28 protein-coding genes are annotated in these 25,505 nt (G+C 71.5%); 13 read left to right on the plus strand and 15 right to left on the minus strand.

Annotated features, from left to right (window positions below):
- Positions 1 to 127: 127 nt before the first annotated feature.
- The gene (locus ABD369_RS14220; RefSeq protein ID WP_344636729.1) at positions 128 to 463 is read left to right on the plus strand and encodes a hypothetical protein; all 336 of its coding nucleotides are present in this window, start codon (positions 128 to 130) and stop codon (positions 461 to 463) included.
- Between the two features lie 636 nt (positions 464 to 1,099).
- On the opposite strand, the gene ABD369_RS14225 is transcribed toward ABD369_RS14220, so the two are convergent.
- Positions 1,100 to 2,050 carry an SDR family NAD(P)-dependent oxidoreductase gene (locus tag ABD369_RS14225; protein WP_344636730.1) on the minus strand — a complete coding sequence of 317 codons (951 nt, stop codon included), beginning with the start codon at positions 2,048 to 2,050 and terminating at the stop codon, positions 1,100 to 1,102.
- Between the two features lie 427 nt (positions 2,051 to 2,477).
- Positions 2,478 to 3,008, minus strand: a complete 531-nt coding sequence (locus ABD369_RS14230) for a hypothetical protein (protein WP_344636731.1) — start codon at positions 3,006 to 3,008, stop codon at positions 2,478 to 2,480.
- A 253-nt stretch (positions 3,009 to 3,261) separates the two neighbouring features.
- Between ABD369_RS14230 and ABD369_RS14235 the strand changes: the two genes are divergently transcribed.
- Complete coding sequence (locus ABD369_RS14235; protein ID WP_344636732.1) at positions 3,262 to 3,795, plus strand: NUDIX domain-containing protein; 534 nt, start codon at positions 3,262 to 3,264, stop codon at positions 3,793 to 3,795.
- Between the two features lie 177 nt (positions 3,796 to 3,972).
- On the opposite strand, the gene ABD369_RS14240 is transcribed toward ABD369_RS14235, so the two are convergent.
- Positions 3,973 to 4,632, minus strand: coding sequence for a pyridoxal-dependent decarboxylase (locus ABD369_RS14240; protein WP_344636733.1), 660 nt, complete (start codon positions 4,630 to 4,632; stop codon positions 3,973 to 3,975).
- A 39-nt stretch (positions 4,633 to 4,671) separates the two neighbouring features.
- On the opposite strand from ABD369_RS14240, the gene ABD369_RS14245 reads away from it, so the two are divergent.
- Positions 4,672 to 5,613 carry an XRE family transcriptional regulator gene (locus ABD369_RS14245; protein ID WP_344636734.1) on the plus strand — a complete coding sequence of 314 codons (942 nt, stop codon included), beginning with the start codon at positions 4,672 to 4,674 and terminating at the stop codon, positions 5,611 to 5,613.
- Between the two features lie 396 nt (positions 5,614 to 6,009).
- Here ABD369_RS14245 and ABD369_RS14250 read toward each other — a convergent pair whose 3' ends face one another.
- The 4 genes from ABD369_RS14250 to ABD369_RS14265 form a co-directional block, all read right to left on the minus strand.
- Positions 6,010 to 6,195 (minus strand): hypothetical protein, encoded by a 186-nt coding sequence (locus ABD369_RS14250; RefSeq protein WP_344636735.1) that lies wholly within the window; start codon positions 6,193 to 6,195, stop codon positions 6,010 to 6,012.
- A 179-nt stretch (positions 6,196 to 6,374) separates the two neighbouring features.
- Positions 6,375 to 6,659, minus strand: a complete 285-nt coding sequence (locus tag ABD369_RS14255) for a hypothetical protein (protein ID WP_344636736.1) — start codon at positions 6,657 to 6,659, stop codon at positions 6,375 to 6,377.
- A gap of 4 nt (positions 6,660 to 6,663) precedes the next feature.
- Positions 6,664 to 7,416, minus strand: a complete 753-nt coding sequence (locus tag ABD369_RS14260) for a hypothetical protein (protein ID WP_344636737.1) — start codon at positions 7,414 to 7,416, stop codon at positions 6,664 to 6,666.
- 57 nt (positions 7,417 to 7,473) lie between these two features.
- Positions 7,474 to 7,653, minus strand: coding sequence for a hypothetical protein (locus ABD369_RS14265; protein WP_344636738.1), 180 nt, complete (start codon positions 7,651 to 7,653; stop codon positions 7,474 to 7,476).
- 831 nt (positions 7,654 to 8,484) lie between these two features.
- Here ABD369_RS14265 and ABD369_RS14270 point away from each other — a divergent pair.
- Positions 8,485 to 9,024 (plus strand): NUDIX hydrolase, encoded by a 540-nt coding sequence (locus ABD369_RS14270; RefSeq protein WP_344636739.1) that lies wholly within the window; start codon positions 8,485 to 8,487, stop codon positions 9,022 to 9,024.
- A 564-nt stretch (positions 9,025 to 9,588) separates the two neighbouring features.
- Here ABD369_RS14270 and ABD369_RS14275 read toward each other — a convergent pair.
- Entirely contained in the window at positions 9,589 to 10,374 is a 786-nt protein-coding gene (locus tag ABD369_RS14275) for a hypothetical protein (RefSeq protein ID WP_344636740.1), read from the minus strand.
- A 216-nt stretch (positions 10,375 to 10,590) separates the two neighbouring features.
- On the opposite strand from ABD369_RS14275, the gene ABD369_RS14280 reads away from it, so the two are divergent.
- A complete protein-coding gene (locus tag ABD369_RS14280; protein WP_344636741.1) occupies positions 10,591 to 12,429 on the plus strand; it encodes a flavin monoamine oxidase family protein in 1,839 nt (612 codons plus the stop codon).
- Positions 12,430 to 12,800: 371 nt separating this feature from the next.
- Here ABD369_RS14280 and ABD369_RS14285 read toward each other — a convergent pair whose 3' ends face one another.
- Positions 12,801 to 13,589: an NlpC/P60 family protein gene (locus ABD369_RS14285; protein ID WP_344636742.1), complete on the minus strand. Its 789-nt coding sequence runs from the start codon at positions 13,587 to 13,589 to the stop codon at positions 12,801 to 12,803.
- A 324-nt stretch (positions 13,590 to 13,913) separates the two neighbouring features.
- Positions 13,914 to 14,594, minus strand: coding sequence for an AAA family ATPase (locus ABD369_RS14290; protein ID WP_425557613.1), 681 nt, complete (start codon positions 14,592 to 14,594; stop codon positions 13,914 to 13,916).
- Positions 14,595 to 14,797: 203 nt separating this feature from the next.
- Between ABD369_RS14290 and ABD369_RS14295 the strand changes: the two genes are divergently transcribed.
- From ABD369_RS14295 to ABD369_RS14305, 3 genes are all read left to right on the plus strand, one after another.
- A complete protein-coding gene (locus tag ABD369_RS14295; RefSeq protein ID WP_344636743.1) occupies positions 14,798 to 15,679 on the plus strand; it encodes a hypothetical protein in 882 nt (293 codons plus the stop codon).
- Between the two features lie 228 nt (positions 15,680 to 15,907).
- Positions 15,908 to 16,783 carry an ATP-grasp domain-containing protein gene (locus ABD369_RS14300; RefSeq protein ID WP_344636744.1) on the plus strand — a complete coding sequence of 292 codons (876 nt, stop codon included), beginning with the start codon at positions 15,908 to 15,910 and terminating at the stop codon, positions 16,781 to 16,783.
- Positions 16,780 to 17,661 carry an ATP-grasp domain-containing protein gene (locus ABD369_RS14305; RefSeq protein ID WP_344636745.1) on the plus strand — a complete coding sequence of 294 codons (882 nt, stop codon included), beginning with the start codon at positions 16,780 to 16,782 and terminating at the stop codon, positions 17,659 to 17,661. The genes ABD369_RS14300 and ABD369_RS14305 overlap by 4 nt, the downstream gene beginning before the upstream one ends.
- On the opposite strand, the gene ABD369_RS14310 is transcribed toward ABD369_RS14305, so the two are convergent.
- The 3 genes from ABD369_RS14310 to ABD369_RS14320 form a co-directional block, all read right to left on the minus strand.
- Positions 17,655 to 17,894 carry a ferredoxin gene (locus tag ABD369_RS14310; protein WP_344636746.1) on the minus strand — a complete coding sequence of 80 codons (240 nt, stop codon included), beginning with the start codon at positions 17,892 to 17,894 and terminating at the stop codon, positions 17,655 to 17,657. The two genes, ABD369_RS14305 and ABD369_RS14310, sit on opposite strands and share 7 nt — an antisense overlap.
- Complete coding sequence (locus ABD369_RS14315) at positions 17,891 to 19,099, minus strand: cytochrome P450 (RefSeq protein ID WP_344636747.1); 1,209 nt, start codon at positions 19,097 to 19,099, stop codon at positions 17,891 to 17,893. Before ABD369_RS14315 ends, ABD369_RS14310 begins: the two co-directional genes overlap by 4 nt.
- Before the next feature lie 189 nt (positions 19,100 to 19,288).
- Positions 19,289 to 20,728 (minus strand): DUF2252 domain-containing protein, encoded by a 1,440-nt coding sequence (locus ABD369_RS14320; RefSeq protein WP_344636748.1) that lies wholly within the window; start codon positions 20,726 to 20,728, stop codon positions 19,289 to 19,291.
- Positions 20,729 to 20,954: 226 nt separating this feature from the next.
- On the opposite strand from ABD369_RS14320, the gene ABD369_RS14325 reads away from it, so the two are divergent.
- Together ABD369_RS14325 and ABD369_RS14330 are read left to right on the plus strand one after the other, a co-directional pair.
- Positions 20,955 to 21,356 carry a pyridoxamine 5'-phosphate oxidase family protein gene (locus tag ABD369_RS14325; RefSeq protein WP_344636749.1) on the plus strand — a complete coding sequence of 134 codons (402 nt, stop codon included), beginning with the start codon at positions 20,955 to 20,957 and terminating at the stop codon, positions 21,354 to 21,356.
- A 116-nt stretch (positions 21,357 to 21,472) separates the two neighbouring features.
- Positions 21,473 to 21,661, plus strand: coding sequence for a hypothetical protein (locus ABD369_RS14330; RefSeq protein ID WP_344636750.1), 189 nt, complete (start codon positions 21,473 to 21,475; stop codon positions 21,659 to 21,661).
- Between the two features lie 58 nt (positions 21,662 to 21,719).
- Here ABD369_RS14330 and ABD369_RS14335 read toward each other — a convergent pair whose 3' ends face one another.
- Entirely contained in the window at positions 21,720 to 22,223 is a 504-nt protein-coding gene (locus ABD369_RS14335) for an FBP domain-containing protein (protein ID WP_344636751.1), read from the minus strand.
- A 187-nt stretch (positions 22,224 to 22,410) separates the two neighbouring features.
- Here ABD369_RS14335 and ABD369_RS14340 point away from each other — a divergent pair, with 187 nt between their 5' ends.
- Genes ABD369_RS14340 through ABD369_RS14350 form a run of 3 tightly spaced genes read left to right on the plus strand, consistent with a single transcriptional unit; the run spans position 22,411 to position 25,250 of the window.
- A complete protein-coding gene (locus ABD369_RS14340) occupies positions 22,411 to 23,223 on the plus strand; it encodes an SDR family NAD(P)-dependent oxidoreductase (protein ID WP_344636752.1) in 813 nt (270 codons plus the stop codon).
- The gene (locus tag ABD369_RS14345; protein WP_344636753.1) at positions 23,223 to 24,464 is read left to right on the plus strand and encodes an aminotransferase class I/II-fold pyridoxal phosphate-dependent enzyme; all 1,242 of its coding nucleotides are present in this window, start codon (positions 23,223 to 23,225) and stop codon (positions 24,462 to 24,464) included. Before ABD369_RS14340 ends, ABD369_RS14345 begins: the two co-directional genes overlap by 1 nt.
- Positions 24,465 to 24,518: 54 nt before the next feature.
- A complete protein-coding gene (locus ABD369_RS14350; RefSeq protein WP_344636754.1) occupies positions 24,519 to 25,250 on the plus strand; it encodes a tyrosine-protein phosphatase in 732 nt (243 codons plus the stop codon).
- A 99-nt stretch (positions 25,251 to 25,349) separates the two neighbouring features.
- Here the strand turns inward: ABD369_RS14350 and ABD369_RS14355 are convergent.
- Positions 25,350 to 25,505, minus strand: a 156-nt coding sequence (locus ABD369_RS14355) for an ATP-binding protein (RefSeq protein WP_344636760.1), incomplete at its 5' end; no start/stop codon positions are given.

Genomic DNA, 25,505 nt, shown 5'->3' on the forward strand with positions numbered 1-25,505 from the left:
CATCAGCAAACCTGATGATCTGTCATCAGAAAGCATTTGGGTACATCACCTGTCGGGAGGGTCCCCGATGACAACGATGCGGTCACAGTGGCCCCGCCGGCGACGGCGGGGCCCGACACTACCGTGCATGGTCAAACCACCGAAACCGCCCTTCGGCTGCGGGATCCACCTCGACTCCGACGGCAACCTCACCGCCGTGCAAGGCTGGAAGACCTGGCGCACCCCCGTTGCTGGCGCCAGCGTCCAGACCCTGGACAACACCGGCAAACGCATCACGATAACCCGGCTGGCACTGATCGGGCCGTTCGCGCTGGCAGCGAGAAAGAAGACCGGCGAGCTCACCGTCGTGCTAGTCGGCGCCGACGGCGACACGGCCACGGTGAAGGTGAAGCCGGGCAAGGCGCAGGATGTGGCGGCTTGGGCGATTGCGTTCAACGCGTGGAGTGAGGCGAATCGTCTCTGAGTGCGCTCGGCCACGAGGGCACGACCAGGTGCGCCGCTGACGCTCTCTCGGTCCGCCGGAGCCTCGATCGCCCAGTGTGGTTGTCGGGCCCTGATGTGACGATGGGGGACCACTGCTCGTGGTCGTCACGATCTCGTACTACCGGCGGCGCCTGACCTGGGGAGGCACAGGCAACCTCGTTGCGGCGACCGGCCCCGCCGTACCGCTTCGGCGCCCTCGCGAGGCAAAGCGGTGACCAGCGATCGGAAGCTGCGCGGGCTCAATGGCGATGTCCTCCCTGACCTTCCGCCGGGCCTTCGCGTCCTCCGGGCCGCCCACGTCCAGCCCGTCATTCGCGAGGCCCGCGACGTCAGCGGCGAGAGTGCCGTTGTCGTCCCGCCAGTCGCTGATCGACGGCGGCTCGTCGCTCGCGTCGAAGTAACTGCCGGCTTGCTTGAACGCGTCGATGCCGGCCTGCGAGTCGGTGGCGGCTTTCTGGTACCAGGTGTGGAAGGCGTCGAAGCTGCCGTCAGTGCCGCGGGCGGTGACGACGTCGACACCCTTGTTGAACTCGTCCTGGTAGTACGCGTCGCTGGCGTGGAGGACCGTGGCGGCCTTCTTGCGGGCGTCGGCTGGGGCGCGCGTGGTGAGCCGCGTCTACAGGAGGGCCAGGTGGGGCTCGACGCCAGCCCCGTCGCAGCTGGCGTCCCACAGGCGCGCGGCAAGGGCGGGATCGGTCATGTGGGCGCGGACCGACTCCAGCCGCGGTGTGCCGCGCAGGCCGAAGGCCTTGGGCCCCCACAGCTGTCCTCCGCGCACCTGCGGGTCCAGGACGGCGCGGACGATCGGCCACGCCCCGCAGTCCTTGCCCTGGAGCAGCAGCCTGGCGGGCACGCCGCGCAACCGCGTGCCGAGGGCTGTCGCATGCACGCCCGCACGGGGCGGGGTCAGGGAATCCAGGGCGCCGCCGGGATGGGCCACCAGGCTGAGCACGGTGCTGCTACGGGCGCGCAGGCGGCGGTCGAGCTCGAAGGCGAAGGACATCTGCGCCAACTTCGACCGGCCGTAGGCGCGCTTGGGTCGGTAGTCCCGCACCGACTGGAGGTCCTCCGGGTCCAGTCGCTCGGAGCGCGCCGCGAAGCTCCCCACCGTCACGATCCGGGCCGCGGGCGCCGCGGACAGCAGAGGCGCCAGGCCTCGGGTCAGCGCGACGTGCCCCAGGTGGTTGATCCCGAACATCAGCTCGTGACCGTCCTTCGTTGTGCGCCGCGGTGGATCGTCGAGCGCGACACCGGCGTTGTGGACCACCGCGTCGAGGCGGTCGAGTCCGAGTTCGCCCGTGACGGTCCGTACGGATGCCAGGTCGGCGAGGTCCAGCTGGAGGTGGCGCAGTTGCGCGCAGGGGACACGCGAGCGGATCGAGGCCATGGCGGCGGAGGCCCTCTCCCGGTCCCGACTCCCGAGCACCACGACGGCCCCGGTCCCGGCGAGCTGTTCCGCGACGAAGTAGCCGATCCCAGCGTTGCCCCCGGTGACCAGGAAGGACTTGCCTGCGGCGGAGGGAAGCCGGTGAACGTCCCACGGCCGGCTCAGATACACGGAAGACATGACGAGAGACTCCTTCGGCTTGGGGCGGTGCGTGGTCGGCGACGCCAACCCGGCCAATGACACACCGTGCTACCCACAGATCGCTGATAGATCGCCTTCACCACCGGCAGACTTCCAACACCCCGCCGGACACACGCGACCGGCACTGTGGAGCAACGGCGCTCGCTCAACACCTACGGCGACCAACTCCGCATCGGCCGGATCGACACGGCAGGTCGAGCATGGACTCCGTGAACGTCCTGCGACCGCTCAATTGGCCAACTCGACCGCTCACTGGCCAGCTTCCCGGCGACGGGGCACAAGCGCGTAGATCACCAAGTCACACTGGAGTTAGGACGGCTCCGATGCCGTGATCACACCAGCCACCGCGAGATCATCTCACCCTCCTTTGCCGGGAGCCGGGCGATCACGGCCACCGTGCTGCGGCTCAGGCAGGTCGGCGCCGCCGGTAGTAGGCCCAGGCCAGGGCCAGCACGATCGGCCCCCACAGCATCGCCGGGCTGATGCATACCCGGGCCAGGGCCATCCACCATCCGTTGCTGTACCCCACCTCGGGCAGGACGCCCGCCCATGCGAGTGGGTAGAGGTCGAACATCGCCACCAGGGCCAGGCCGCCCAGGACCGCCGGGATCACCGCCGCGAGCGGCGCCACCCGCCGGCCGCCGACGAACGGCACCCAGCGCGGCACCACCTCACCCCAGCCGGCCACCAGCCCAGTGGTCAGCAGGCACAGCGCCTCGGTGAGCACACTGAGCCCGACGACGTAGGCCGGCGCCCACCAGGGCATAGTCGGGCGGTTCGGATCGATCATGCCCATCTGGAAGTCGACGGCGAACGGCAGTCGCCACAGGCAGTGCGGCAGCACGACGAACGGGAGGGCTTTGGCAAGCCGGAGGGCCCAGACCGGGACGGGGCGCTCGGTGTCGCCGAGCGGCAGGGCGAGACGTGTGATCGGCATGACCCCCACCATCACCGAACCTCAACGACAGTGCGTCGGCTGCACGCACGATCGGCATCCCCCACGAGAGCCACCCCTCGATCGTCCTGGCGGCTGACCGTCGGCAGAACCCGGGGGGCCATCTCAGAGGTCAGTTACGGGACAGCCCTTAACGATACGCAGTCGGGTAGCCGGCGAACCAGCTGCGCCTCTTGCAGCGTCTCCGGAATCTAAAGACATACGCGAGCAACGAACTATGCAAGGAGTCCTGACGGTGTCACAACCTGGATCCGCGGAGGTCCCCGCCTACCTCTCCGGTATCGCCCGCGCTTTCCCCGCAGTCTCCTGCGTCGTCACCGACCCGGACGGCCGGGTTCTGCTGGTACGCAGCTTCAACCGTGAGCCGTGGGGCTGTCCCGGCGGTGTGATCGACCCCGGCGAGACGCCGGAGCAGGCCGCGGAGCGGGAGCTCGTGGAGGAGACGGGGCTGCGCCTAGAGGCCGGGCGACTGCTCCACATCGCCTGGGCCAGGGGCGACGGCAGCGACCTGCCGAACATGCCAGGCGTCCAGTTCTACTTCGATCTGGGCACGGTCCCGCTCCCCCATCCGTCGCTGCGCCTCCAGCCGGACGAGATCCGCGACGCTGCCTGGGTCGCCCCGGCAGACCTTCCCGCCTACATGGGCGCCCTCCGTATCTCCCGTCTCCGCGCCGCCCTGGCCGCCCGCGCCGGTGGCGAGGTCCGCGTGCTCTCGGCCACCCGCGCCGAGCTTGACGCGGACGCGGCGGCCTATGCCGCGACGCTGTGAGCCGAGCGCGGCAGCCAGTTGCTCTGACCGGTATGGTTCGCCGGGTTGGAGTGGAGACTATGGCGACGCAGCGCCGCGCCCAGGACCAGCTCGGTGACAGCGGCGACAACGGACTTGAGCTTCATGAGTCTCCCTGTGGGTTGTTGATCAGTGCTCCGAGCCAAGCGTCATTGACAGTTACCTGTCAATGATCGGCGGGGCTTGCCGGCCGCCCATACGAACCGTGGGCGGCGTGGGGGAGTTGCGGACTCGTTCTGGGCCCTGGCAGGGCCTGTCCGGCGTTTTTGCGGCATGGATGCCCAGTTGCCGCGCGAGGATGTGATCGAGCGTCAGAAGCCACCTCAGGCCGTTCTGCCGGTCAAGCCCGCAGTTGCGCCGAGGGTAGGGGTCACGCAATCGCGAGTACCAGGCCAGCCTCGTAGTGCGGGCCATCGTCCAGGTCTTCGTCGATGAACCGGAACCAGCTGGCGAGGACGATGGTGTCTGCACCGTCGAGGTTCTTCTCGGACCATCGCGCGGCAGCAGCAGCGCGGAGATGCCGTAGGGGACGTTGAGAACCTTGTGCGGGTCCACGGCCACCGAGTCGAACAGCTCCAGGCCGTCGAGCAGATGGGTCAGGCGCGGGGTAAGCGCGCACATCAGGCCCCAGCAAGCATCCAGATGCAGCCACGCGTCCGAGTCGTGCTCGCGCACCGTCTCGGCGACCGCGCGCAGCCGGTCCACGGTCTGGGTACGGGAGTCCCCAGCGTAGGCGACCACGGCCATCGTGCGGCCGCGCTGGGCCTTCACAGCCTGGGCGAGAGCGGCGAGGTCGTAGCGGAACGCCCGCGTGTCCACCTCGGTGACGTGTGTGCCGCAGCCAATCCACCGGCTGACGTGCCGGATCCGACAGGGCTACTGGAGCAGGCGCTGTTCCATCCCGCCGAAGCAGAACCGTCCTCCGGGGACGACCTCCGCGCAGACCTGGCGGCGGCCGGGGCCGACTTCCGGGCAGCCCGCTACCAGGCCCTCGGGCAGCGGCTGCCCGCGCTGATCGGTACTGCCGAGGCTACCCGCAGCACAGCCACCGGCACGGCCGGGGAACAGGTCCACGCCGCAGCGGCCCGCGCCTACGTCCTTGCCGCCGAGCTCGCCCTCAAACAGCACGCGGACATCGCCTGGGTAGCAGCAGGCCGGGCCCTCACCGCGGCGCGGGCCTCCGGCGACCCGGTCGCCACTGGCGAGGCGGCCAGGGTGCTTGCCATCACGATGCGCCGCGCAGGACGCACCGACGCGGCCATCGACCTCCTCCGCCGCATCGCACAGCCCCTCATCGAGCAGCGCGGGGTAGAACCGCGGGCGGTCGGGGCGAGCCTGCTGATGACCGCCGCCTACACCGCTGCCTGCGGCCACCACCGCGCGGACGCACTGGACCTCATGGCTGGCGCCGAGCAGACGGTCACCGGCCTCCAAACCGGCCCGGGCCAGCGGCTGTTCACAGTGGACGCCACCTCCGAGCAACTGCACCTGTACTGGATCGGCGTGAACAACGCGCTCGGCACCCCGGACGAAGGCGTCCAGCATGCCGCCCGTATCAACCCCCGGGCGCTGCCGACCGCGGAGCGTCGCGCCCGCCTTGGAACCGACGTAGCCCGCATGTGGCACCAACTGGACGATCCACGACGGACGTTCACGGCGCTTCGCATGGTCGAGCAGGCCGCCCCGGAAGAGGTCCGCCGCCCAGCGCTGCGGGCGATGACCGCCGACCTGCTGTACAGGCCAGCACCGCTGTCGGGGGTTCGGGAGTTCGCGCGGAGGACAGGGGCGGTAGGAGTCTGAGCGAACTCCGGCCCGCCGTGGGCCAGTTCCAGAACCGAGAGCGTCGGGGAGCGCGCCGAGTGCGGCGTGCTCCCCGACCAGACAAGGACCTGCAATGCGTCTATCCGTGATTGGCTGTGGTCACCTCGGCATCCCGCATGCGGCGGCGAAAATTGGTCGTCCTGGCCACCGAGTGGCCCGAGTACCAGCAAGCCGACCCGCAGGCCCTGGTAGGCCATCCCGCCAACCCGCTGTTGGTCGACTGCCGCACCACCCTCGCCCCCGGTCTCTGGCACGCCGCGGGCTGGACCGTGCGCCAGCTCGGACGACCCGGGAAGCAGAACCGGGCCCCGCGTGGATGGGATACCGAGTACCCCATCCATGCGGAAACCTGGAGTTGAGACTCGGAGGGCCCGTTCAGGCCGCGGCCGGCTCCTTCAGGGCGTCGATCAACGCCTGCCACGTCTGCGCATGACACGCCTCGACGCGAGCCAGCTCCCACAACGGATGCGCACGCACCGCGAGAGTCGCCTCCAGGTACGCGTCCCGCAGCTGGCCGAGCTCGGCGGTCTCCTCCTCGTCCCACGGCGCGAGCGATGACATCATCCGGGTGCAACTCTCGGCGGTGGGCCTGCACCGTCGCGCAGTACTCGCCGACCGCCAGCTCTGCAGCGGTGGTAGCGCGGTGGAGTTCGACCAGGTCGTCGGGGAGAGGCAGAGCGTTCGGCACGGCGGCTGTCGTACGGGCGCCCTGGGGGGATCCCACGCAATGGAGCTGTTCGTCAGAATGGTTCGGTACCGCTGCCCTTGATCTCCAGTCGGCCCTCGCCAATCGCATTCCCAGTAGCCGTGAAATGACCCTCCCGGCCGCCGGGCAGCCGCAGGATGCCCCCATGGCTAGCTGGCAGCGCCCAGATCTCGGCGTCCCGATCGGTGCTTGCTACGGCCTGGATAGTGCCCCGCCAGGTGAACAGGTCCCCGGCGGGGTGTTCGGCGTGGAGGTCCGCCTCGACGGGGATCTCCACGCCGCCGTGGATGACGACGGCCGGGCCGTGGTAGCTGCTCATGGCTTCAGGCTATGCGCGGGCAGGCCCTCAAGGGGATCGGCTCGCGGAGGGCTACTGGGTGTCGGCCGGAGGATTGGGTGCGGCGGCCAGCGCCCGTTTGGCCCCGGCCCCTGCCGTTTTGGCGCCAGCAGTTGCAGCTACCGCGCCAGCGATCGAGGCCCAGGCCCCGGCGATCGCGGCTACGGCGCCAGCGGTGGCTGCCACGTGGATCGCCCAGCGGGTGTAGGTGTCGTTCACGGTTGGTGGTCCTCTCCGGTTGGGTGTGGACCACCTCGAAGCTCACCCCCGCGACTTTGGACTGAAACGCTTGCGCATGGCCAGCGACGGTCTCGGCGTGGTCGTGCATCATCTGGGCGTGCGTCTCCAGCGCACTCGGGTCGATCCGGAAACCCGAACCACCCCCGCCCCCGCCAAAGACACCCAAGGCAGACTCCGCAGCCTGGAAGACAAGACCGGACACGGCCCGGCCGACAACCTCGACCAGCGGATCAACCGCAGCCTCGATCACCTGCCCGATGATGTACTGCTCCAGATGCTGCTCCAGGTAGTTGACGGGCTTCTTCGCTCCCTCCTCGATCAACAGCGCCGCGGCCTCCGCCGCACCGAAGGTGGCCACCGCGGCCGCCTGGTCGGCCACGAACGCCGCGGCCATCAGTACCAGCTCGCCGATCGCCTCCACCTTCATCCCGACGATCACATCCGCAGCCACGTCCAGCGCAGTTGCCACCGTGTGGCGGGCCTGCACCAGCTCATCCATGTGACTGGCCGACAGACACGCCCACTTGGCGAGCAGCGCCTCGTGCGAAGCGCCCTGTTATGCCTCGCCCGGCCGCTGGATCGTCGCCGTCGAATCCCGGTGCGCGGAGTCGATGTTCTCCGCGAACTCCCTTACGTGCGAGGCGTACTCGCGGACCTTGTCCTCATTCACCGTGGGCCAGTTGATCCCGATGAACGACAGGAACGACTCCACCTCGCTCGGCAGCTCGATAGCCAAGCCGAAAGCACCCCCCGTTGGTGCATGGTGCACTGACCGTAACCCAGGACACCGTCACGAAGAAACAGAACAAGCTCCTCTGTATCTCGACCAGGACTACAGCGCGGCCTTGACCGCGCTACGGGGCGAGCCAAACTCTCGTGCCGTCAGCTGATATGAGGCACGCCCCCTATCACCGGTGACCTCGCCGTCCGCACCACCCGACTCAACCAGCGCGCGGCCGAGATCAGCGAACAGTACACCGGCGTGGACGAGTGGCACACGCTCACCGGCAGCCCCAGTCCCATCCCGGCCGGCGGCATCCAAGCTCTCCACTCGGTACGCCGCAACGGTCGCTGCTTCAGACGCCCGACTGCTCCTCGTCACCGTCAAACCTCGCTGATGTCTGTACACCATTCGGTGGAAGGGTGCGTGATCGGATCAACTGCCAGTGACAGAGGTGCTATCCACGTTCTACAACCGCAGTCGGAACCCGGCCCCTGCGGCGTATTTCGGAAGGAGAACCATGACTGTCTCCCGTGCGCTGGCGACCACGGCCGCCGGACTGGCCTTCACCACACTGGCTCTCATCGCACCGTCAGCAACCCCGATGGCCGCAGCGGCCGACAGCTGCCGCGGTAGCGCCTGCGATGGAAAGAACCCGAAAGCCATGGGCTGTGGAGCCGGGGCGCAGGACATCAAGGGCACTGCTGGTGTAGTAGTAGCGGGCGGTGGTGTCGGTGGTGCTCCGTTCGTTCACGGGGTCCTCCCGCCGCCCTCCAGCAGGGACCAGCCGCCGGCAGACGAAGGAACGGGCACCCCGGCCCCGGGCCGGAGCCGTACAGTCCAGCCATGACCGACACCACCGCGTCGTGGCGCGAGATCGAACGCACCACGGTGTTCAGCAAGTTCGGCCGGTCCGTGGACCGCGTCGACTTCGAGTTGCCCGACGGACAAAAGGAGGAGTTCTACCTCAAGCGCGAGCGCCCGGGCGGCGCGGTGCTCGCCCTCACCCCCGACCGGCGCGTCATCCTCGCCCGCCAGTACCGGCCCGGCCCCGCACGTGTGCTGTACGAACTGCCCGGCGGCATCATCGAACCCGGCGAGCAGGCGGCGGACGCCATCGCCCGGGAACTGCTGGAGGAGACCGGCTACCAGGGCGAACTCCACGCCGCCGGACCGTACTGGCACGACGCCTACTCCAATGCCCTGCGCATCGCCTTCTTCGCCACCAATTGCGTCAAGGTCGCGGAGCCGACCCCGGATCGCACCGAGTTCATCGACGTCGTCACCCTCCCCCTGCCCGAGTTCCGCACCACCGTGCTCCGCAGGGGCGAGATGACCGACACCGCCGCCGCCTACCTCGCCCTGGACTGCCTCCAGCTCCTGTAACCCCGGGGTGGGCAGGCGGGCCGGCGCCGCAGCTCACCCGCGTACGCCGGGAGGCCGCGATCGCCGCCTCCTTCCCGAGTGACTGCGAGCACGGCTCGCCCTGCCGAGTCCGATTTCGGCGAGGCGAGACGCTCGCAAGCTGTCCGGCGATGAGCTTGGAGGTTCGGGTCTCGTGCTCAGCCGTGCCGACACGCTATATGCGCCGCTGGTGCGCGTTTCCGAACCGCTGGCGCTGCCTGTCTGCTGAACTGGTACCAGAACGATGGCCTTCGTCAGTCGGTCGCTCCTGTTTCAGTTCTGCACATCGTCGAGTACCCCGAGATGGCGCTGCGCAAGGCAGCGGCGGAGGCGTAGGCGTAGGCCGAGCCCCACGGCGGCCTCCAGCTACTCGGGCACGGCCCTCGGCCGGCACCGCTGGCCTTCGGCGTCGTGGCCGCCTTCGCGAGTACGTCGCCCTCCTGAACCCGGACGTCGGGCCTCGCAGTCGCCGGCTGGCGGCCACTACAAGCGACGAGGCCACAGCCCGGGAGCTGAAGCCTCGTCACGGCAAGCACCGTTGCAGTACTAGTGGGCTTCGGCAGGCGTGTTTCCGGTGTCCGTGGCCGCGCGGGTGAGGGCGGCCTGGACGGTGTCGAGTTCTACGGTGAGCTGGTCGCGGAGGGTGGGCAGCAGCGCGAGGGCGGCGCGGGCGGTGTCCGGGTCGGGGTCCGGGTCGGCCTGGGCGGCGGTGATCGCGGCACGCAGCGGCATGGTGGTGAGCGCGGTCTCCCAGGCGGTCCGGTGTACGCCCTGCGCATAGCGGGCGGTCAGGAGCTCCAGTGGGTCGAGCGCGAGTCCGGCCGGCTCCCCGGGGGCGGTGAGGCGGTGGCTGGGCAGCAGCCAGGCGATGCCGTCGCGGGCGATCAGGTCGAAGGCCCGGCTCTCGTCCGGCACCGCCCACTGCCCGTCCCCGGTGGTGGCCTCGGCGAGCAGCCGCTCCAGCATCGCCTCCTCGCGCGGATCGGCGGCCCGCTCGGGATGCGGCCGGTCCCCGACCACCTGTTCCAGGTGGTACCGCTGGCCCCAGCTGCCGACCCGGCGTCGCATCGCTCCCGCGCGGGTCTCCCGGATCGCCGCGAGCGCCAGCGCCCGGGTGGTGAGGTCCCGCCGCACCAGCACCTGGGAGGTTGCGGGCGTCACCCGGGCGAGCTCGGTCTTGATCACGGCCACCGAGGGTCCGTCGTACCACCGCAGGGTCCAGCGGCGGCGTTCGGAGTCGAACCAGGTCTCGATCGGGGTCCGGTGGCGGGTGCCGAGCCGTTCGGCAAGGCGGCGCAGGCGTACCTCAAGGGAGGGGGTGGGGGTGGGCATGAACCGCACAGTAGCGATCGGCGCGGTGCGTGGCGCGTAACGCCGCCGGGCGCCGGCCGGGGTCCACCCGTGGTGATCGCTCGGACGGGTGAGGCCCGCCCGGCCGCGGCCCGGTCGCCGCTCGAACCGGTGAACCGCCTTGCGACGGCGTGACCTTGGACCGCTCCTCCCGTTGCCCCGGGTGTTGTCCGAGTGTGTATGCGATGGAGTGATTCCGTGGACCTGCCCAGTGATCTGCCCACCGATCCGTCAACCGGCCGGCGGGGGGCGAGCCGGCCGCGCGGCGGGCTCTCGCGCCGGACGCTGTTCGGTTCGGCCGCCGCGGCCACCGTGGCCGGAACCGCCGGATTCGCCGGCCGGGCGGCGGCCGCGGTGCCGGCGGCCGTACCGCGCGGTGCCGACGAGCACCAGGCGCGCGACCTGGCGCGGAAGATGCTGATGGTCAGCGACGACGAGCGGCGCGACCTGACGCTCGAGTACCTGAAGATCCTGATCGACGGCAAGCTGCCGCCCAGGGCCCCGCGCAAGAAGGTCCTGGTGGTCGGTGCCGGGGTGGCGGGCATGACCGCCGCGTACCTGCTCAAGCAGGCCGGGCACGAGGTGGTGGTGATCGAGGCCAACGCCAGCCGCACCGGCGGTCGGGTGAAGACCTTCCGGAACATCTTCGAGGACAAGCGGCTGCACGCCGAGGCGGGCGCCATGCGGCTGCCGGACTTCCACCCGATGGTGCTGGCACTGGCCGACAAGCTGGGCGTCAAGCGGCGGCTGTTCTACAACGCCGATGTCGCGCCCGATGCCAGGCCGGTGGGCGAGGTGCCGGCGGTGGTCCACCGCTCGTTCACCGGCGAGGTCTGGAGCAACGGGCCGGCCGACTCCACCTTCAAGGCGCCCACGGCCAACTTCCGCACCTGGATCCAGGTCAACGGCGCGCGCAGCACCCGGGCCGCCTACGCCCAGTCCCCGGTCGCGATCAACCGCACCTTCGGCGCCGATCTGGCCGGCACCACCACGGCGGCCGTCAACGACGCGTTCAAGAAGGTCACGGTGCCGGACGGTCCGATCGCCGACCGGCTGGCCGCCTGGACGGACATCTTCCGGAAGTACGCCGACTACTCCACCCGCCGCTTCCTGTCCGAGGAGGCCGGGTGGGACGACAACCGGATCCAGGCCGCCGGCACCCTGGAGAACATGACGTCGCGGTTGCACTACTCCCTGGTGCCGACGCTGATCGACCACGCGGTGATCAGCCCGACCAACCGCTACTGGGAACTGGAGGGCGGCACTGCCGTCCTCACCGACAAGCTCGCCGAGCAGCTGAAGGGTGAGCTGCGGATGGGCCGCCGGATGACCCGCCTGGTGCAGACGGACAGCGGGGTGCGTATCGAGACCACCGCGGAGAGCGGCGACGAGGAGTCCTGCGACGGTGCGCCGACCGCCCCCACGGAGGTCTTCCAGGGTGACTACGCCATCGTCACCATCCCGTTCAGCGCGCTGCGGTTCTGTTCCATCGAGCCGTTGATGTCGTACCAGAAGCGACGTGCGGTGACCGAGTTGCACTACGACTCGGCGACCAAGGTGCTGCTGGAGTTCAAGAACCGGTTCTGGGAGGAGGGCGGCGCCGGCTTCACCGGCGGCGGCTGCGTCTCGGACAGTGCCAGCCGGTTCACCTACTTCCCCTCGCACTCGCCGCAGGGGTCGAAGGGCGGCGTGGTGCTGGCGTCCTACACATGGTCGGACGACGCGATGCGCTGGGACTCGCTGACGCCGGGCGAGCGGTACGCCTTCGCACTGAACGACATGGAGCGGATGTTCGGGCCCCGGGTCCGTGCCGAGTTCACCGGGGTGGGCGCCACCCAGTCCTGGGCCCGGGCCCGTTACGCGCTCGGCGAGGCGGTGATGTTCACCCCCGGCCAGGTGCACGACCTGCACCCGGCAGCCAGGACCGTCGAGGGTCGGGTGCACTTCGCCGGTGAGCACACCAGCCTGAAGCCGGCCTGGATCGAGGGCGCGCTGGAGTCAGCTGTGCGGACCTTCCTGGAGGTGCATCCGCGCTAGCGGCTGCACCCGGTTGTGCCGAAGGCGGTGAGCGGGGGCGACCCCTGGCTCACGGGTCTTCTTCGGCCGCGAGCTGGCTGGTTGTACGCGGGCGCGGCGGACATGGTTCCTCCTTTCGACCGGCGGACGCATGACCGAGGCGGGCCATGCGCATGACACGCTAGCCAGGTTGAGGGCCCGTGGGGAAGAGTGCCTACTTGATCGAGTAGCCCTTCCGTAGTCGAAGGGCTACTCGCGGTAGCCCGAGTGGGGGTGCCCACGCGCCGGGTTCCGTCACTCAGGGCGGCGCTGCAGAGGGCGATGATGCCCGGGGCGCCGTCGCTGAGTCCCGTCCTGCTCCGCCAGGTGCCGTCCGCCGAGCGCATCCGGTCTCACACCGCGCCGTGTGGAGCGGGCGGTGGGGGCGGAGAGTCCATGATCTTGTCGTACCGGAATGGCAGGAAGTTGTTCTCGATCAGGAAGGAGCGGGAGTAGGTCGACTGCCGGGCGTGCGTTCCGCTGTGGGCCAGTTCCAGGACCACCGCGGCCGCGTGTGCCGCATTGGCCCACTTCTTGAAGAGGACGACGTGCTGGTCCGTCTTGTCGATCATGTCGCCGGCCCGCAACTCGTCCAGGCCGTCCAGCCGGGTGGCGAAGTCCGGAAGCGTCCAGGTGGTCTCGCCCCAGTTGTCGGCGGCGCTCGACGGCAGGTTCCAGGCCATCGAGATGTAGCCGGAGCAGTCAGTGCGGTAAGTGCCCCCGCTGTCCGTGTGCTTGACGCTCTTGCTGTACGGGACGCCCTCCGTCACCCAGGTCTGCGCCCTGGCGATCACGTCGGTGCGGGAGATCGGCTGCCCGGCTTGCCCCAGCGGGTCGGTGATCGGGCCGGACGGGAAGCCCGCGGCCGCCGCCCCCGCGGCGAGTTCCTCGGCCGTCGCGGTACTGGGGTCGGGGACCGTCGGGGTGAAGGGGGTGAGCCAGCTCGACGGCGTGCGGGCAGTTGGTGCGGGAGGCGCCGCGGTCCTGGCGGACGAGGGCCGTGCGGCCGCCGGTAACCGGGTGCCGGGCCGGCCGGTGGCGGCGTACGAGAGGCTCTGCGTGCCCGTGCCCGTGCCCGTGCCCAGGCACAGGGCGACGGCGGCCCACAGGGCGGCGGAACGGCGAGTCATCGGCTTGCGCATGGCAGCGGTCTCCAGTGACGGTGCTGACGGAGGCTCGTACGAGGCCGTGCAGGCCGACAGCGGGGTCGACCGCATGACCTCGGCTGGACGGGGCTCGAACCACCGGCCACTGACCCCTGAGCGGTATCCCGATGATCGGAGGGGTCGCCCGTGTACCCCGTCCGGCGCGCCGTCGGACGGACGATTGGCGGCGGGCAATGACCCGGACGAACGACCTGACACCGTGTCGGCCGATGGTGCAGCGGATCGGCCCGCGCCGGCCCGCGCCGGCCCGCGCCGGCTCGGATCGCCTATGCCGGCTCGGGTTTGGCGGTCGGTGCTCGCTCAGGCCGTGAACTCGATCCCTCGCAGCCCACGGGCCGCCGCGCGATCGAGCAGCACCGCGGACGCGCAGCCCGCCACCGCCCCCGACGGGCCGGCCAGTTCGGCGCGCAGCCGGCCGACGGCGCGGCGGTGCCGGGTGAAGGCGTACGCGGACACCCGGCGGGCCCGGGCGTACTGGCCCTGTCTGGCCTCGGCCGGGGTGCTGTCGAGGAGTATCAGATGCAGCCGGCGGCCCTGCCGGTGCGCCGCTCTGACCAGCCAGTCGCGGACCCAGGGCAGGGTGCCGCAGTCGTGCACGAGCAGCGGACCACCCGCCAGCAGCGCCCGGTGCAGCCGCCGGTAGTGGTGCAGCCGGACCAGCGGGCGGTAGACCGCGTACGGCAGGCCGGGCGGGAGCAGGCGGGCGTAGTGCTCACGGCTGAACTGGGAGTCGATGGCCGGCGCCTGGGCGCAGCGCCGTATCAGGGTGCTCTTGCCGCTGCCGGGCAGGCCGCTGACCACCACCAAGTCGCCGGGCGGGTAGCTCAGTACGGCCGGGCCGGCCGGGGGCGTGCCGTGCCGTAGGTCGTGCAGACCGCGCGGGCGCAGCACCCACGGCCGCTCCGGGCGGCCCGGCGCGGGCTGGGCGCCGATGCTCGCGGTGGCGGACCGAGTGAGGCCGGAGCCGATGGTTTTCCGCACTTTCCCTCCTCATCCTCCCGGATTTCTCCACTCCCCTGGGTTGTCCATGGGATTGTCAAGAGATGGTAATGGCGGGGTCTGACAGTGCTGCGGCACCGAAGGCGCAAGGGGTCGACTCGGAGCGGCTTCGGGACTCGGCTGTGACGTTTTGGCGCTCTGTCGCGTTGATGGCCTGAGGGAATGTGGGTGTACGGAGGTCCGGGATGGTCGCGAGCAACTGTGTCTGCGCCGGTGGTGGAATCGGCCGTGGTGCCGGTGGTGCGAGGCGCGCCGTGCTGGGCCGGGCCGAGGACGTGCGGTGGGCCGCCGGTGCGGTGGTGGCGGGGCTGGCAGTGGCGCACGGCTTCGGGAACTTCTACGCGCTGACGGCGCGTCCGGAGGAAGTGGTGGTCCGGCGGGTCAACCTGATGAAGGGCCGGCCCGCCGGGCAGACCGGCAGTGTGACCACCGCGCCGGCCCGGATTCCGCTGCTCTTCGACTGGGCCCGGCTGCCCGACGGGATCGGCCACCGGGAGGTGACCGCACTGATCGATGCGCTGTTCACGCTGGGCCCGTTCGGCTTCCAGGGGCCCGCGCCCGCCGACCTGCCCGGCCATCTGACGGCGGAGGAGGACGGCCGGCGCACCGTCCAGGTGATCGCCCCGGGTTACTCCTGCCCGTCGAACGAGTTCCTCTCCCGGGCGCTGGCCGGCACCCGGAGCGATCTGCTGTTCATCACCTCGGCCAACCGCTCCCGGCGCGCCACCGGCGCCGACGAGGAGCCCGCGCACTGGCGGGCGGCGGCCCTGCGGGCCGAGTTCGGCCGGGAGGCCGGGGTGCGGATGCTGGAGCACGCCGACGAGGAGGCCGCGCGCCGCAACCACCCCTTGCACGAGCCGATGTCCACCTCGGTGCTGGCCTTCCACCGGACCGACGGCGTCGACGAGCACGGGCGGCCGCGGCTGGTGCTCCAGCGGCACGGCTCGCTCCCGCTGGAGCGGATCCGGCAGGCCGCCGAGCGCTTCGGCTTCGGTCTGACGCTCGGCCCCGGCGCGCAGCGGCGGTTGTCGAGGCGCCAGTACGACGACGCCGCCGAAGGGAGTTGAACCGCCCGAAACCTCGGCTAAATTCAGCCGTGGCGCTCTTGTTGCCGTTTCATTACCTCCTGGGTGATCTTGTCCGGGCAATTCATGGCATCCTGGGGCGCTGAGACCGACAGGCAACAGGGAACGCGGGCGTCGGCCGATCCTATTCCCGAGGTCCCCGTTGCCGGCCGGTCCGAGGCCGGCCGAGCCCGGTCGGCCGGTGAAGTCGGGGGACAGGGGTAGTACGCGATGAGATTCTGCTTCCTGGTGGAGGAGCAGTACCGAAACGATGGCATGCCACTCGACGTGGTGCGCCAACTGCGGGCCTGGGGCCACCGGGTGGACGTACTGCGGCCCGGCGGTTCGCTGCTCGACCTCGGCGAGCTGATCCGGGACGGTGCCCATGACGCCTGGGTGCTCAAGACCGTCTCCGGCGGCCCTGGTCTGGGACTGTTGGAGGCTGCCGCCGGCGCCGGACTGACCACCATCAACGATGCCCGGGCGATCCGGGGCGTACGGGACAAGGCTCGGGCCGCCGTGCTGGCCGAGCTGGCCGGTCTGCCCGTCCCGGTGACCTGGGCGGCGGCCAGGACCGAGGACCTGGCCCGGATACCGGTGGACCGCTACCCGCTGGTCGTCAAGCCCGCCGACGGAAGCTCGGGCCGGGCGGTCCACCGGGTCGACGCCCCGGAGCAGTTGACGGCGCTTGAGCAGTGCCCCGGGAGTGAGGGCCTGCTTCTCGCGCAGCCGTACGTGCCCAACGCCGGTGTGGATCTCAAGGTTTACTGCGCCGGTGGTGAACTGTTCGGCACCGAGCGGACTTCGCCGCTCGCCCGGGGCGGCGGGCCGGTCCGGGAGCGGCCGGTGGCGCTGAGCCCCGAGGTCGCCGCCATCGCCACGGCCGTCGGCGAGGTCTACGGCCTGGACCTGTACGGGGTGGACGTCCTGCTCGGCCCGGACGGGCCCGTGGTGGTGGACGTGAATGACTTCCCGAGCTTCCGGCAGGTGCCGGACGCCGTGGCCAAGGTGTCCCGGGCCGTCCTTCGACTGGCGCGGAACGGATCCTCGTGGCCGTCGGCGCTGCCGGGCGCGGTCCGGATCCCCGACCAGGTGGGCGCCGTATGAGGATCGGCCTGCTGACCGCGGCTCCCGGGCACCCGCTGCTGGCGGCCACCGCGGCCCTGCTGGCCGAGGACGGGCACCGGGTGGCGCACCTGGCGCCCGACCAGGATCCGCCAGAGCCGGCCGCGCTCGCCGAGGTGTACCTGCTCAAGGCCCGCACTCCGGCGGCGCTCGTACTCGCCGAGCGGCTGGAGAACATGGGAGTGCCGGTGGTCAACTCGGGCGCCTCGACCGGCTTCTGCCAGGACCGGGTGCGGATGGCCCGCCTCGCCGAGCGGGCCGGGCTCCCTTTCGCCGCCACCACCGCACTGCCGGACCTGGCGGCGCTGGCGGGCCGAGGGCCGGTCCGGCACCCACTGGTGGTGAAGAGCCGGCACAGCCGCCGGGGCGACCTGGTCGCGAGGGTGGCGGACGACCGCCGGTTGCGTGAGCTCGCCGACCGGTGGCCCGGGGAGCCGGTGGTGGTCCAGGACCTGGCGCCCGGATCGGGCTGGGACCACAAGCTCTGGGTGGTCGCGGGAGAGGTCTTCGCGGAGCTGCGCCATTCCGAGCTCGCCGAGGGGGAGCGGCTGCCGTCCCGTTCGGTGGATGAACTTCCGTACGGCTGGCGGGAGTTGGCGCTTCACGTCGGTGAGGTGTTCGGGCTGGATGTGTACGGGGTGGACATCTTGGACGTCGGGGGCGTGCCGCTGATCGTGGATGTGAACGCCTTCCCGGGGATCCGGGGGCAGCAGGGCGCGCCGGGCGCGCTGGCCCGGTTGGCGGTCGCGGTGGGACACGGGCTGCACCGGCCGAGAACGCTCCGACCGGCGGTGACCGGGGCCGGAGAACCGATGCCGCCGCCCGGCGGGGCGGCGGCACCCAGAGGGACGGCTCAGTAGCGTGGGGCGAGCAACTCGCCGGTGGCGGCCGAGTGCACGGTGATGGCCTCGACCGGGCACAGCTCCGCCGCCTCGGTCAGGTTCGGCAGGTCGTCCGAGACGGGGCGCAGCACTCTGGCCCGTCCGTCCGGGCCGAGTTCGAGATCGCCGGGAGCGGTGCGGGCGCAGGCACCGGTGCCCACGCAGCGGGTGCCGTCCACCCGTACGGTCAGCTCCCGCTCGGCGGCGCTCACCAGGCCACCCGCAGCGATGCCGGGCTCCGGGTAAGCAGGCCCGTGCGCCAGGCGATCCCCTCGACCGGCTCGGCGAGCCGCAGGCCGGGCAGTCGCCTCGCCAGCTGGTGCAGGCCCAGCTCCAGCTCCATCCGGGCCAGCCAGGCGCCCAGGCAGTGGTGCGGTCCGGCGCCGAAGGTGAGGCTGGGGGTGCCGAGCGGGGCGAAGTGGTCGAGCGTTTCGCTCGGCGGGTAGACCTCGGGATCGTGGTTGGCGGTGCGCACGTCGGCGGCCACCACGCTGCCGGCCGAGATGGCCACCCCGCCGATCTCCAGGTCGGCGACGGCCCGGCGGAGCAGGCCGGGAATCTCGGCGGTGTCGCCGAGCGGGACGGCGCGCAGCAGCTGTTCGGCGGCGGCGGTAGCGTTCTCCTGATCCGCCCCGATCCGCGCCCAGGCGGCCGGGGACTCGGTGAGCAGCTGGACCAGCGCGTTGCCGAAGGAGGTCATCGTGGTCTCGTGCCCGGCCACCACCAACCCGCAGACCAGCACCACCAGTTGGCCTTCGGTCACGCCCTCGGTGACGTCCGCCGCCTGCAGCAGGCTGCTGACCAGGTCATCGCCGGGGTTCTTCCGGCGCTGGGCGATGAGCTGCTCCGAGAAGGCGTAGAACTCGCGCATCGCCTGCCGGACCCGCTCGGCCGGGTAGGCGGAGGTGGAGAGCGCGTGGTCGCTCCAGTAGGAGAGCCGCTCGTGGTCCACGCCGTCCAGGTCCATCAGCCGGCTGATCACCGCGATGGGCAGTGAACCGGTGAGCCCGGCGATCACGTCGACCGGAGAACCCGAGGCCTCGAGGCCGTCGATCAGCTCCTCGACCACCGACTCCACCCAGGGGCGCCAGCGCTCGATCGCCCTTGGGGTGAAGGCGCGTTGGACGGTACGGCGGAGCCGCTGGTGCTCGGGTCCGTCGATGTTGAGAAGGCCCTCCGGGTCGTCCAGGAGGTTCGGGCCGGTGGAGGTCGGCGGCGCGTCCGGGGTGTAGAGCGAGGCGCGGTCCAGCCGCGGATCGGTCAGCACCTGCCGGACGTCCGCGTGCCTGGTCGCCAGCCAGACCGGAGTGCCGTTGGGCAGCGCGGTCAGTCTGGGTGGCCCGGGCTCCGCGTGGCGCAGACAGTGCAGTGGGATCAGCGGCTCGGCGGATTCGGCCTCACCATGCTCGACGGTCATTCCGTCCTCCTCGCGGTCGGGGGAGGGCACGCCACGTCTGCGCGCCGTTACCGACGGTAACTCGCCGCGTCCCGGGCAGGAAGACCGTGAACCGGCCAAGGGATCATCGAATGTCGGCCATTCGGGGCGGCGGACCGGCCGTGGGGCCCGCTGTCGGGCAGTGGGCCCCACGGCCGGTCCGGGGAGCGGTCAGACGCCGGTCTCGGCGGGGAGCCGACCGGAGCGCACGGCGGCGAGCAGCGCCGCGTGGTCGGCCTCACTCTGGTCCGCGTAGGCCACCGCGAACGCGGCCATCGCCTCGTCCAGGGCCTCGCTCTTGCCGCAGTACCCGGCGATCACGGCCGCGTCGGCGGTGTGGGCGTGGGCCCGCGCGAGCAGCGCACCGGTCAGCCGGCCGTAGTCGTCCAGCTGCTCCGGCAGCAGGACCGCCGGGTCGACGCTGCCCTTGCGGTTACGGAACTGCCGTACCTGGTAAGGGAGTCCGTTCACCGTGGTCCAGCCCATCAGTATGTCGCTGACCACCTGCATCCGCTTCTGGCCGAGCACCACCCGGCGGCCCTCGTGCCCGGCGGCTGACACCGGGTACCCCGCCCGGGCCAGATGCGGAAGCAGGGCGGACGGCCGGGCCTCCTTGACCTGGAGCACCAGCGGTTCCTCGCGCCGGTCCAGCAGCAGCACGACGTACGAGCGGGTGCCGACGCTGCCGGTGCCGACCACGCGGAACGCCACGTCGTGCACGCTGTAGCGGGCCAGCAGCGGGTGCAGCTCGACCGGAACCGTCTCCAGGTACTCGGCGAGGGAGTTCGCGACCTCCGCCGCCCGGGTGTCCGACACCTCGCTGAGCACGGGCGGTGCGGCGGTGAACCGCCACTGGCCGTCCCGGCCCCGGACGGTGGACTCGGCGGCGAACTTGGCGCTGGTGTTGCGCAGTGCTTTGGCGCCCACACCGTCCAGCACGTCGGTCAGTTCATGTGCGTCGGCGAAGGTCACGAGCCTGTCGTCGGCGACCGCGTTCCAGGCGTCCTGGGCGGGGAGCCTGGCCAGCAGGCGCATCGTCCGCCGGTAGGAGCGGACCGTGTCGAAGGCGGCCCGGCGGCAGGTGGGCTCGTCCGTGCCCGCCTGCCGGCCCGCCAGCACCAGGCTCGTCGCCAGCCGCTTGAGATCCCACTCCCACGGCCCGGGCACGGTCTCGTCGAAGTCGTTTATGTCCATCACCAGACGGCCGGTGGCGTCGCCGTAGAGGCCGAAGTTGGCCGCGTGCGCGTCGCCGCACAGCTGCGCCAGGACGCCCGAGGCCGGTCCGGCGGCCAGGTCGCAGGCCATCAGGCCGGCCGCGCCGCGCAGGAAGGCGAAGGGGGAGGCGGACATCCGGCCGACCCGGATCGGGACCAGCTCCGGGAGCCGCCCGGCGTTGCCCTCCTCGACGGCCCGCGCCACGCTCGGGCGGTCCTCGGGAAGGGTGAGCCGCGCATGCGCCTCGCGGGGCACCTGCTCACGCAGCCGCCGGCCGCGCCGCTTCTCACCCCTGGGCGGCGGCCACGGCGCGAAGCCCGGGACCGCGAAGGTCCTGCTGCCCTCCCGCACCGTGTGCCCCTTGCTCCCCGTCCTCGGTTCGACCGTCCTCGCCACTGCCGGACTCCGTTCCCTCACACGCCATCAGTTGGCTTTGCCGCAGGTGGGAACGGTACCTGGTGGGGCTGGACAGAGGCGGCAACTGAGCTGGGGAGGCGACGTAGCGGCGGACGGGCGTGCCGGACGGGTGCGCCGGACGTGGCAGGACCGGCCGGACCCACCGGGGACGGGGAGTTCGGTAGGAGCCCGGTGGGCGCCGGAGCCCGCGACGTAGCATGCCGGTATGCCTCATGACCCGCGTGCGCTGGACGAGAACCTGCTCGACTTCTGGCGCGAGTACCACCTCTGCACCCTGACCACCCTGCGGCCGGACGGCACCCCGCACGTCGTCCCGGTGGGCGCGACCCTCGACCCGGAGACCGGCACAGCCCGGGTGATCAGCAGCCGGAACAGCCGCAAGGTCCGCAATGTGCTGGCGGCCGGGCCGGGCGGGCTGCGGGTCGCGGTCTGCCAGGTGGACCGGGCGCGTTGGTGCACGCTGGAGGGCATCGCGGTGGTGAGCGACGACCCGGAGCGGATCGCCGAGGGCGTGCGCCGCTACGCCGAGCGCTACCGCCAGCCGCGGGAGAACCCGGAGCGCGTGGTCATCGAGATCGCGGTGGACCGGGTGCTCGGGCGGGGCTGAGCCCGCGCGGAGGGGCGCCGCGGTGGGCGCTCAGTGATCGTTTATCGGCTGTTGAGAGCCGGACGCGAGGATCGGGGTGTCCACCGCCCGCAGCTCGCGAGGAGAGTGCCCGCCGCATGCCGTCCAACGACCTCACCCAGCCCGCCGATCAGACCGACGACGCCGAGAACTTCCGCAAGCTGCTGAGCGGGTTGGTCAGTTCCCTGGACACGGACCGGCGTGAACTCGCCTCCCGCGGGGAGTTGCCCAGGGCCCGGAGTGCCGTCCCGCCCCGGGCTCCCGGGCTTGCGGCGCTGGCCGGCTGACCGTGCGGGCGCGTCGCAGCGTCGTACGGAGCACGCGGCAGTGCGGCGCGCCTGAAGGTCAGGCGGACTGGAGCACCTGGTCCAGGAAGGCGTCCAGATTCACCTGGGTCCGCAGGATCTGCTCCTCCAGCGTCAGCGACTCGGTGACGCGCTCGGCCAGTTGCGAACGTTTCTTCCCCCGGACGTACAGCGAGCAGGCGAGGTCCGCGCAGACGTAGGTTCCGACGGTGCTGCCGTCGCGTCCGGCCTGGCCCGCGCGGCGGGCGGCCAGCAGAGCGACGCCCGAACCGGCGTGGGTGGTTATGCAGAAGGAGCAGAGGCTGCTCTTCAGCACGCTCCGGCGGATGCCCGTGGTGGCGCGCAGCGTGATCCCGACCAGGCCGTCGGGCCGCTCGGCGACCAGGTAGGCGCGGTCAGGGGCGCCCGGATCGCGCCAGCCCAGGAAGTCCAGATCCGCCCAGGGAAGATCGGCCGATTCACGGGGCAGCCGGAGCCTGCGCGCCTCTCCTTTGGTGCAGTTCACGAAGGAAGCGCGGATCTGTTCGTCGGTGACCGGTTTCATGTGATCGGAAGCTAGCACCGCGCCGCGCCGGCGTCGCCTGAATTTCTCCGGGGGCTGTCGCTATGCTCATGCCGGTGCGATGATCAAGCCGGTTCATGACCGAGCCGCGAGCGAGCTGCCCCAGCAGGGCAGTTGGATCCCGTCCGCGCGCCGGCCGCGCGGACGGCAGCCGAGCCCGAGGGGGCCCATGGAAAAGCGGAATGTCCTGATCACCGGCGGCTCGGCGGGCATCGGACGCGCCTGCGTGGCACGGTTCGCCGCCGACGGGCACCGGGTCTGGTTCACCTACCACTCGGGCCGGGAACGCGCCGCCGAGCTCGCCGAGGAGTTGAACCGCGAGGGACCGGGGACGGTCCGGGCCTTCCCGTTCCGCCAGGGCGAGTGGTCCGACCACGAGCGCCTGGTCGGCGAACTCCCCGGCCCCGTCGACATCCTGGTCAACAACGCGGGCGCGGGATCGGCCACCATCGAGCGCTACGCCGAGGGAGCCGCGCACGAACAGGACGCCGCGCTGCTGCGGATCAACGCGGTCGGGCCGCTCTGGCTGATCGGGCAACTGCTGCCCGGGATGCGGGAACGCGGCTTCGGCAAGATCGTCAACGTCTCCAGCGTCGGCGGGGGCATCTCCCAGTTCCCCGGCTTCCGGCTCGCCGACGGGATGAGCAAGGCCGCCGTCGGCCACCTCACCCGGCAGCTGGCCGCCGAACTCGCCCACGAGAACGTGGACGTCTTCGCCGTCTGCCCCGGTGCCACCGCGACCGGCATGTTCGAGGCCAGCACCCTCACCGGCCTCTCGTCGGACGAACGGGCCGGGCTGCTCGCCCGCCTGCCGCGCGGACGGCTGATCGAACCGGACGAGGTCGCCGAGCTGGTCCACTGGCTGGCCGGCCCGCACTCCGCGCTGCTGCACGGCGCCGTCATCGACGCCTCGATGGGACTGGGCGTCCACCCGGGACTCATCACCGCAGCCCCCACCCACCACGACGCCGGAGGCCACTGATGGTGTCACGGACCGCCGCCGCCCTCACGGCCGCCTCCCCGGCCATTGCCGAGGCCCACTTCCGCGCCGAGGCGCGGCCCTACCACCCCCGGCTGCGCCCGGACGGCTACCTCAACCTGGGCACCGCCGAGAACCGGCTGGTCGGTGACCTGCTCGCGGACCACCTCGCCCGGCCGGGCGCGCTCACCGAGGAGAACACCCGCTACGCCGAACTCCACGGAAGCCCCGTGCTGCGCCGGCGGATCGCCGAACTCCTCACCCGCACCGGCCGGTCCGCGGTCGATCCGGAGGACCTGGTGGTGGTCAGCGGCGCCACGGCCGCGCTCGACATCATCGCCACCATCCTCTGCGACCCGGGCGAGGCGATCGTCGTGCCCGCGCCCTACTACGCGGCCTTCGACACCGACCTCGGCGGCCGGTCCGGCGCGCGGGTGGTCCCCGCGCTGCTGGACGAGTCCGACGACTTCGCGCTCTCGGCCCGGGCGGTGGACCGTACGGTCACCGAACTGCACCGGCAGGGCGTGACGGTCCGGGCGGTGGTGCTGGCCTCGCCGTCCAATCCGCTCGGCCAGGTGCACAGCGCCGAGCAACTGCGCGAGCTAACCCAGGTGGCGGCGGCCCACGACCTGGACCTGGTCGGCGACGAGCTGTACTCGCACTCGGTGTTCGGCCCGACCCCGTTCACCAGCCTGCGCAACCCGGCCGTCGGCCAGGCCAGGGCGGGCCGGACCCACACCATCTGGGGCTTCGCCAAGGACTTCGGCCTGCCCGGTTTCAAGACCGGGGTGCTGCACGTGACGGACCCCCGGGTCCGCGCGGCCGCCCGCGCACTGTCCTACTTCGCCCCGGTCTCCACCGGTACCCAGTCCTTCCTCGCCGACCTGCTGGACGACCCCGAGTGGACGGCCGGCTTCCTCGCCGAGAACCGGCGCCGGCTCGCCGCCTCGTACGCGGCGACCGCCGGCGCGCTGGCCCGGGAGGGCATACCACACATCCCGGCGGAGGCCGGCTGCTCGCTCTGGCTGGACCTGCGCGACCGGCTGCCCGAGCCGACCTACGACGGCGAGCGCGAGCTCTGGCGGACCATCCTGGAGCAGGCCAGGGTCAGCATCATCCCCGGCGAGATCTTCCATCCCAACGCCCCCGGCTGGTTCCGACTCTGCCACACCCAGGACCAGGAGACGGTCGCCGAGGCGGTGGCCAGGCTGGGCAGGCTGCTCGGTTCGCGGCCTCGGCCCTGAGGCGCAACCGACCCTGGCCCCGGGAGTCAACTGCCGTGGCTCTACAGTGAACTGATGATCAGACACATCGAGTTCGACCGACTGCACAATTTCCGAGACCTCGGCGGCTACCGCACGGAGGACGGCCGTACCGTGCGCTGGGGCGCGCTCTACCGGTCGGACTCGCTGGCCAAGCTTGCCGGCGAGCCCGACCGGGAGCGTTTCCGGGCCCTGGGCATCCGTACCGTGATCGACCTGCGCTACCCCTGGGAGATCGAGGCCAGGGGCCGGGTACCGGAGGACCTCGGGGTCGCGTACCACAACCTCAGCATCGAGCACCGCCCGTACGACCAGGCGGCGCTCGGCCCCGAGACCGACACGGCGGCCTTCCTCGCCGAGCGGTACGCGGAGGTGGCCGAGGACGGGGTGAAGGAGCTCCGGCGGGTCCTGGAAGTGATCGCCGCCGACGGCGGCCCGCTGGTCTTCCACTGCGCATCGGGCAAGGACCGTACGGGAATCGTGGCCGCGCTGGTACTGGACCTGCTCGGAGTGCCCGAGGAGACGGTGGTGGCCGACTTCGCGCTGACCGGGCTCGCCACCGAGCGGCTGATCGCGGACTGGCGAGCGGCGAATCCGGGCCACGAGCTGAACTGGCCCGGGTACGGGACCGCGCCGGCCGTGCTGATGCGGCTCTTCCTCGACGGGCTGGCGGAGCGGCACGGGTCCGTGCGTGGCTATGTCGGCGAAGTCCTGGGCCTCGGGACGGAGTTCGGCGAGCGGCTACGCGAGCGGCTGCTCGTCGACTGAGCTCGGGCGGCCGTCAACGGCGGCCTCGGGGCACTCCGGAGCCGCCGTGCCGTCGGCCGGGGCCCGGGGCGGGGCTGTTCAGCGGCCCTGAGGGGGTTCTCAGGCGCCGGGGATCCGCACCCGCATGGTCAGGCCGCCTTCCGGGCGTGCGGTGGCCCCGATGGCGCCGCCGTGCGCCCGGACCACCGAGCGGACGATGGACAGGCCGAGCCCGACGCCCTTGTCGCTGCGGGTGCGGTCGGCGCCCTTGACCCG

The sequence above is a fragment of the Kitasatospora cystarginea genome, from assembly GCF_039533515.1.
In the GTDB taxonomy this organism is placed as follows: Bacteria; Actinomycetota; Actinomycetes; order Streptomycetales; family Streptomycetaceae; genus Kitasatospora; species Kitasatospora cystarginea.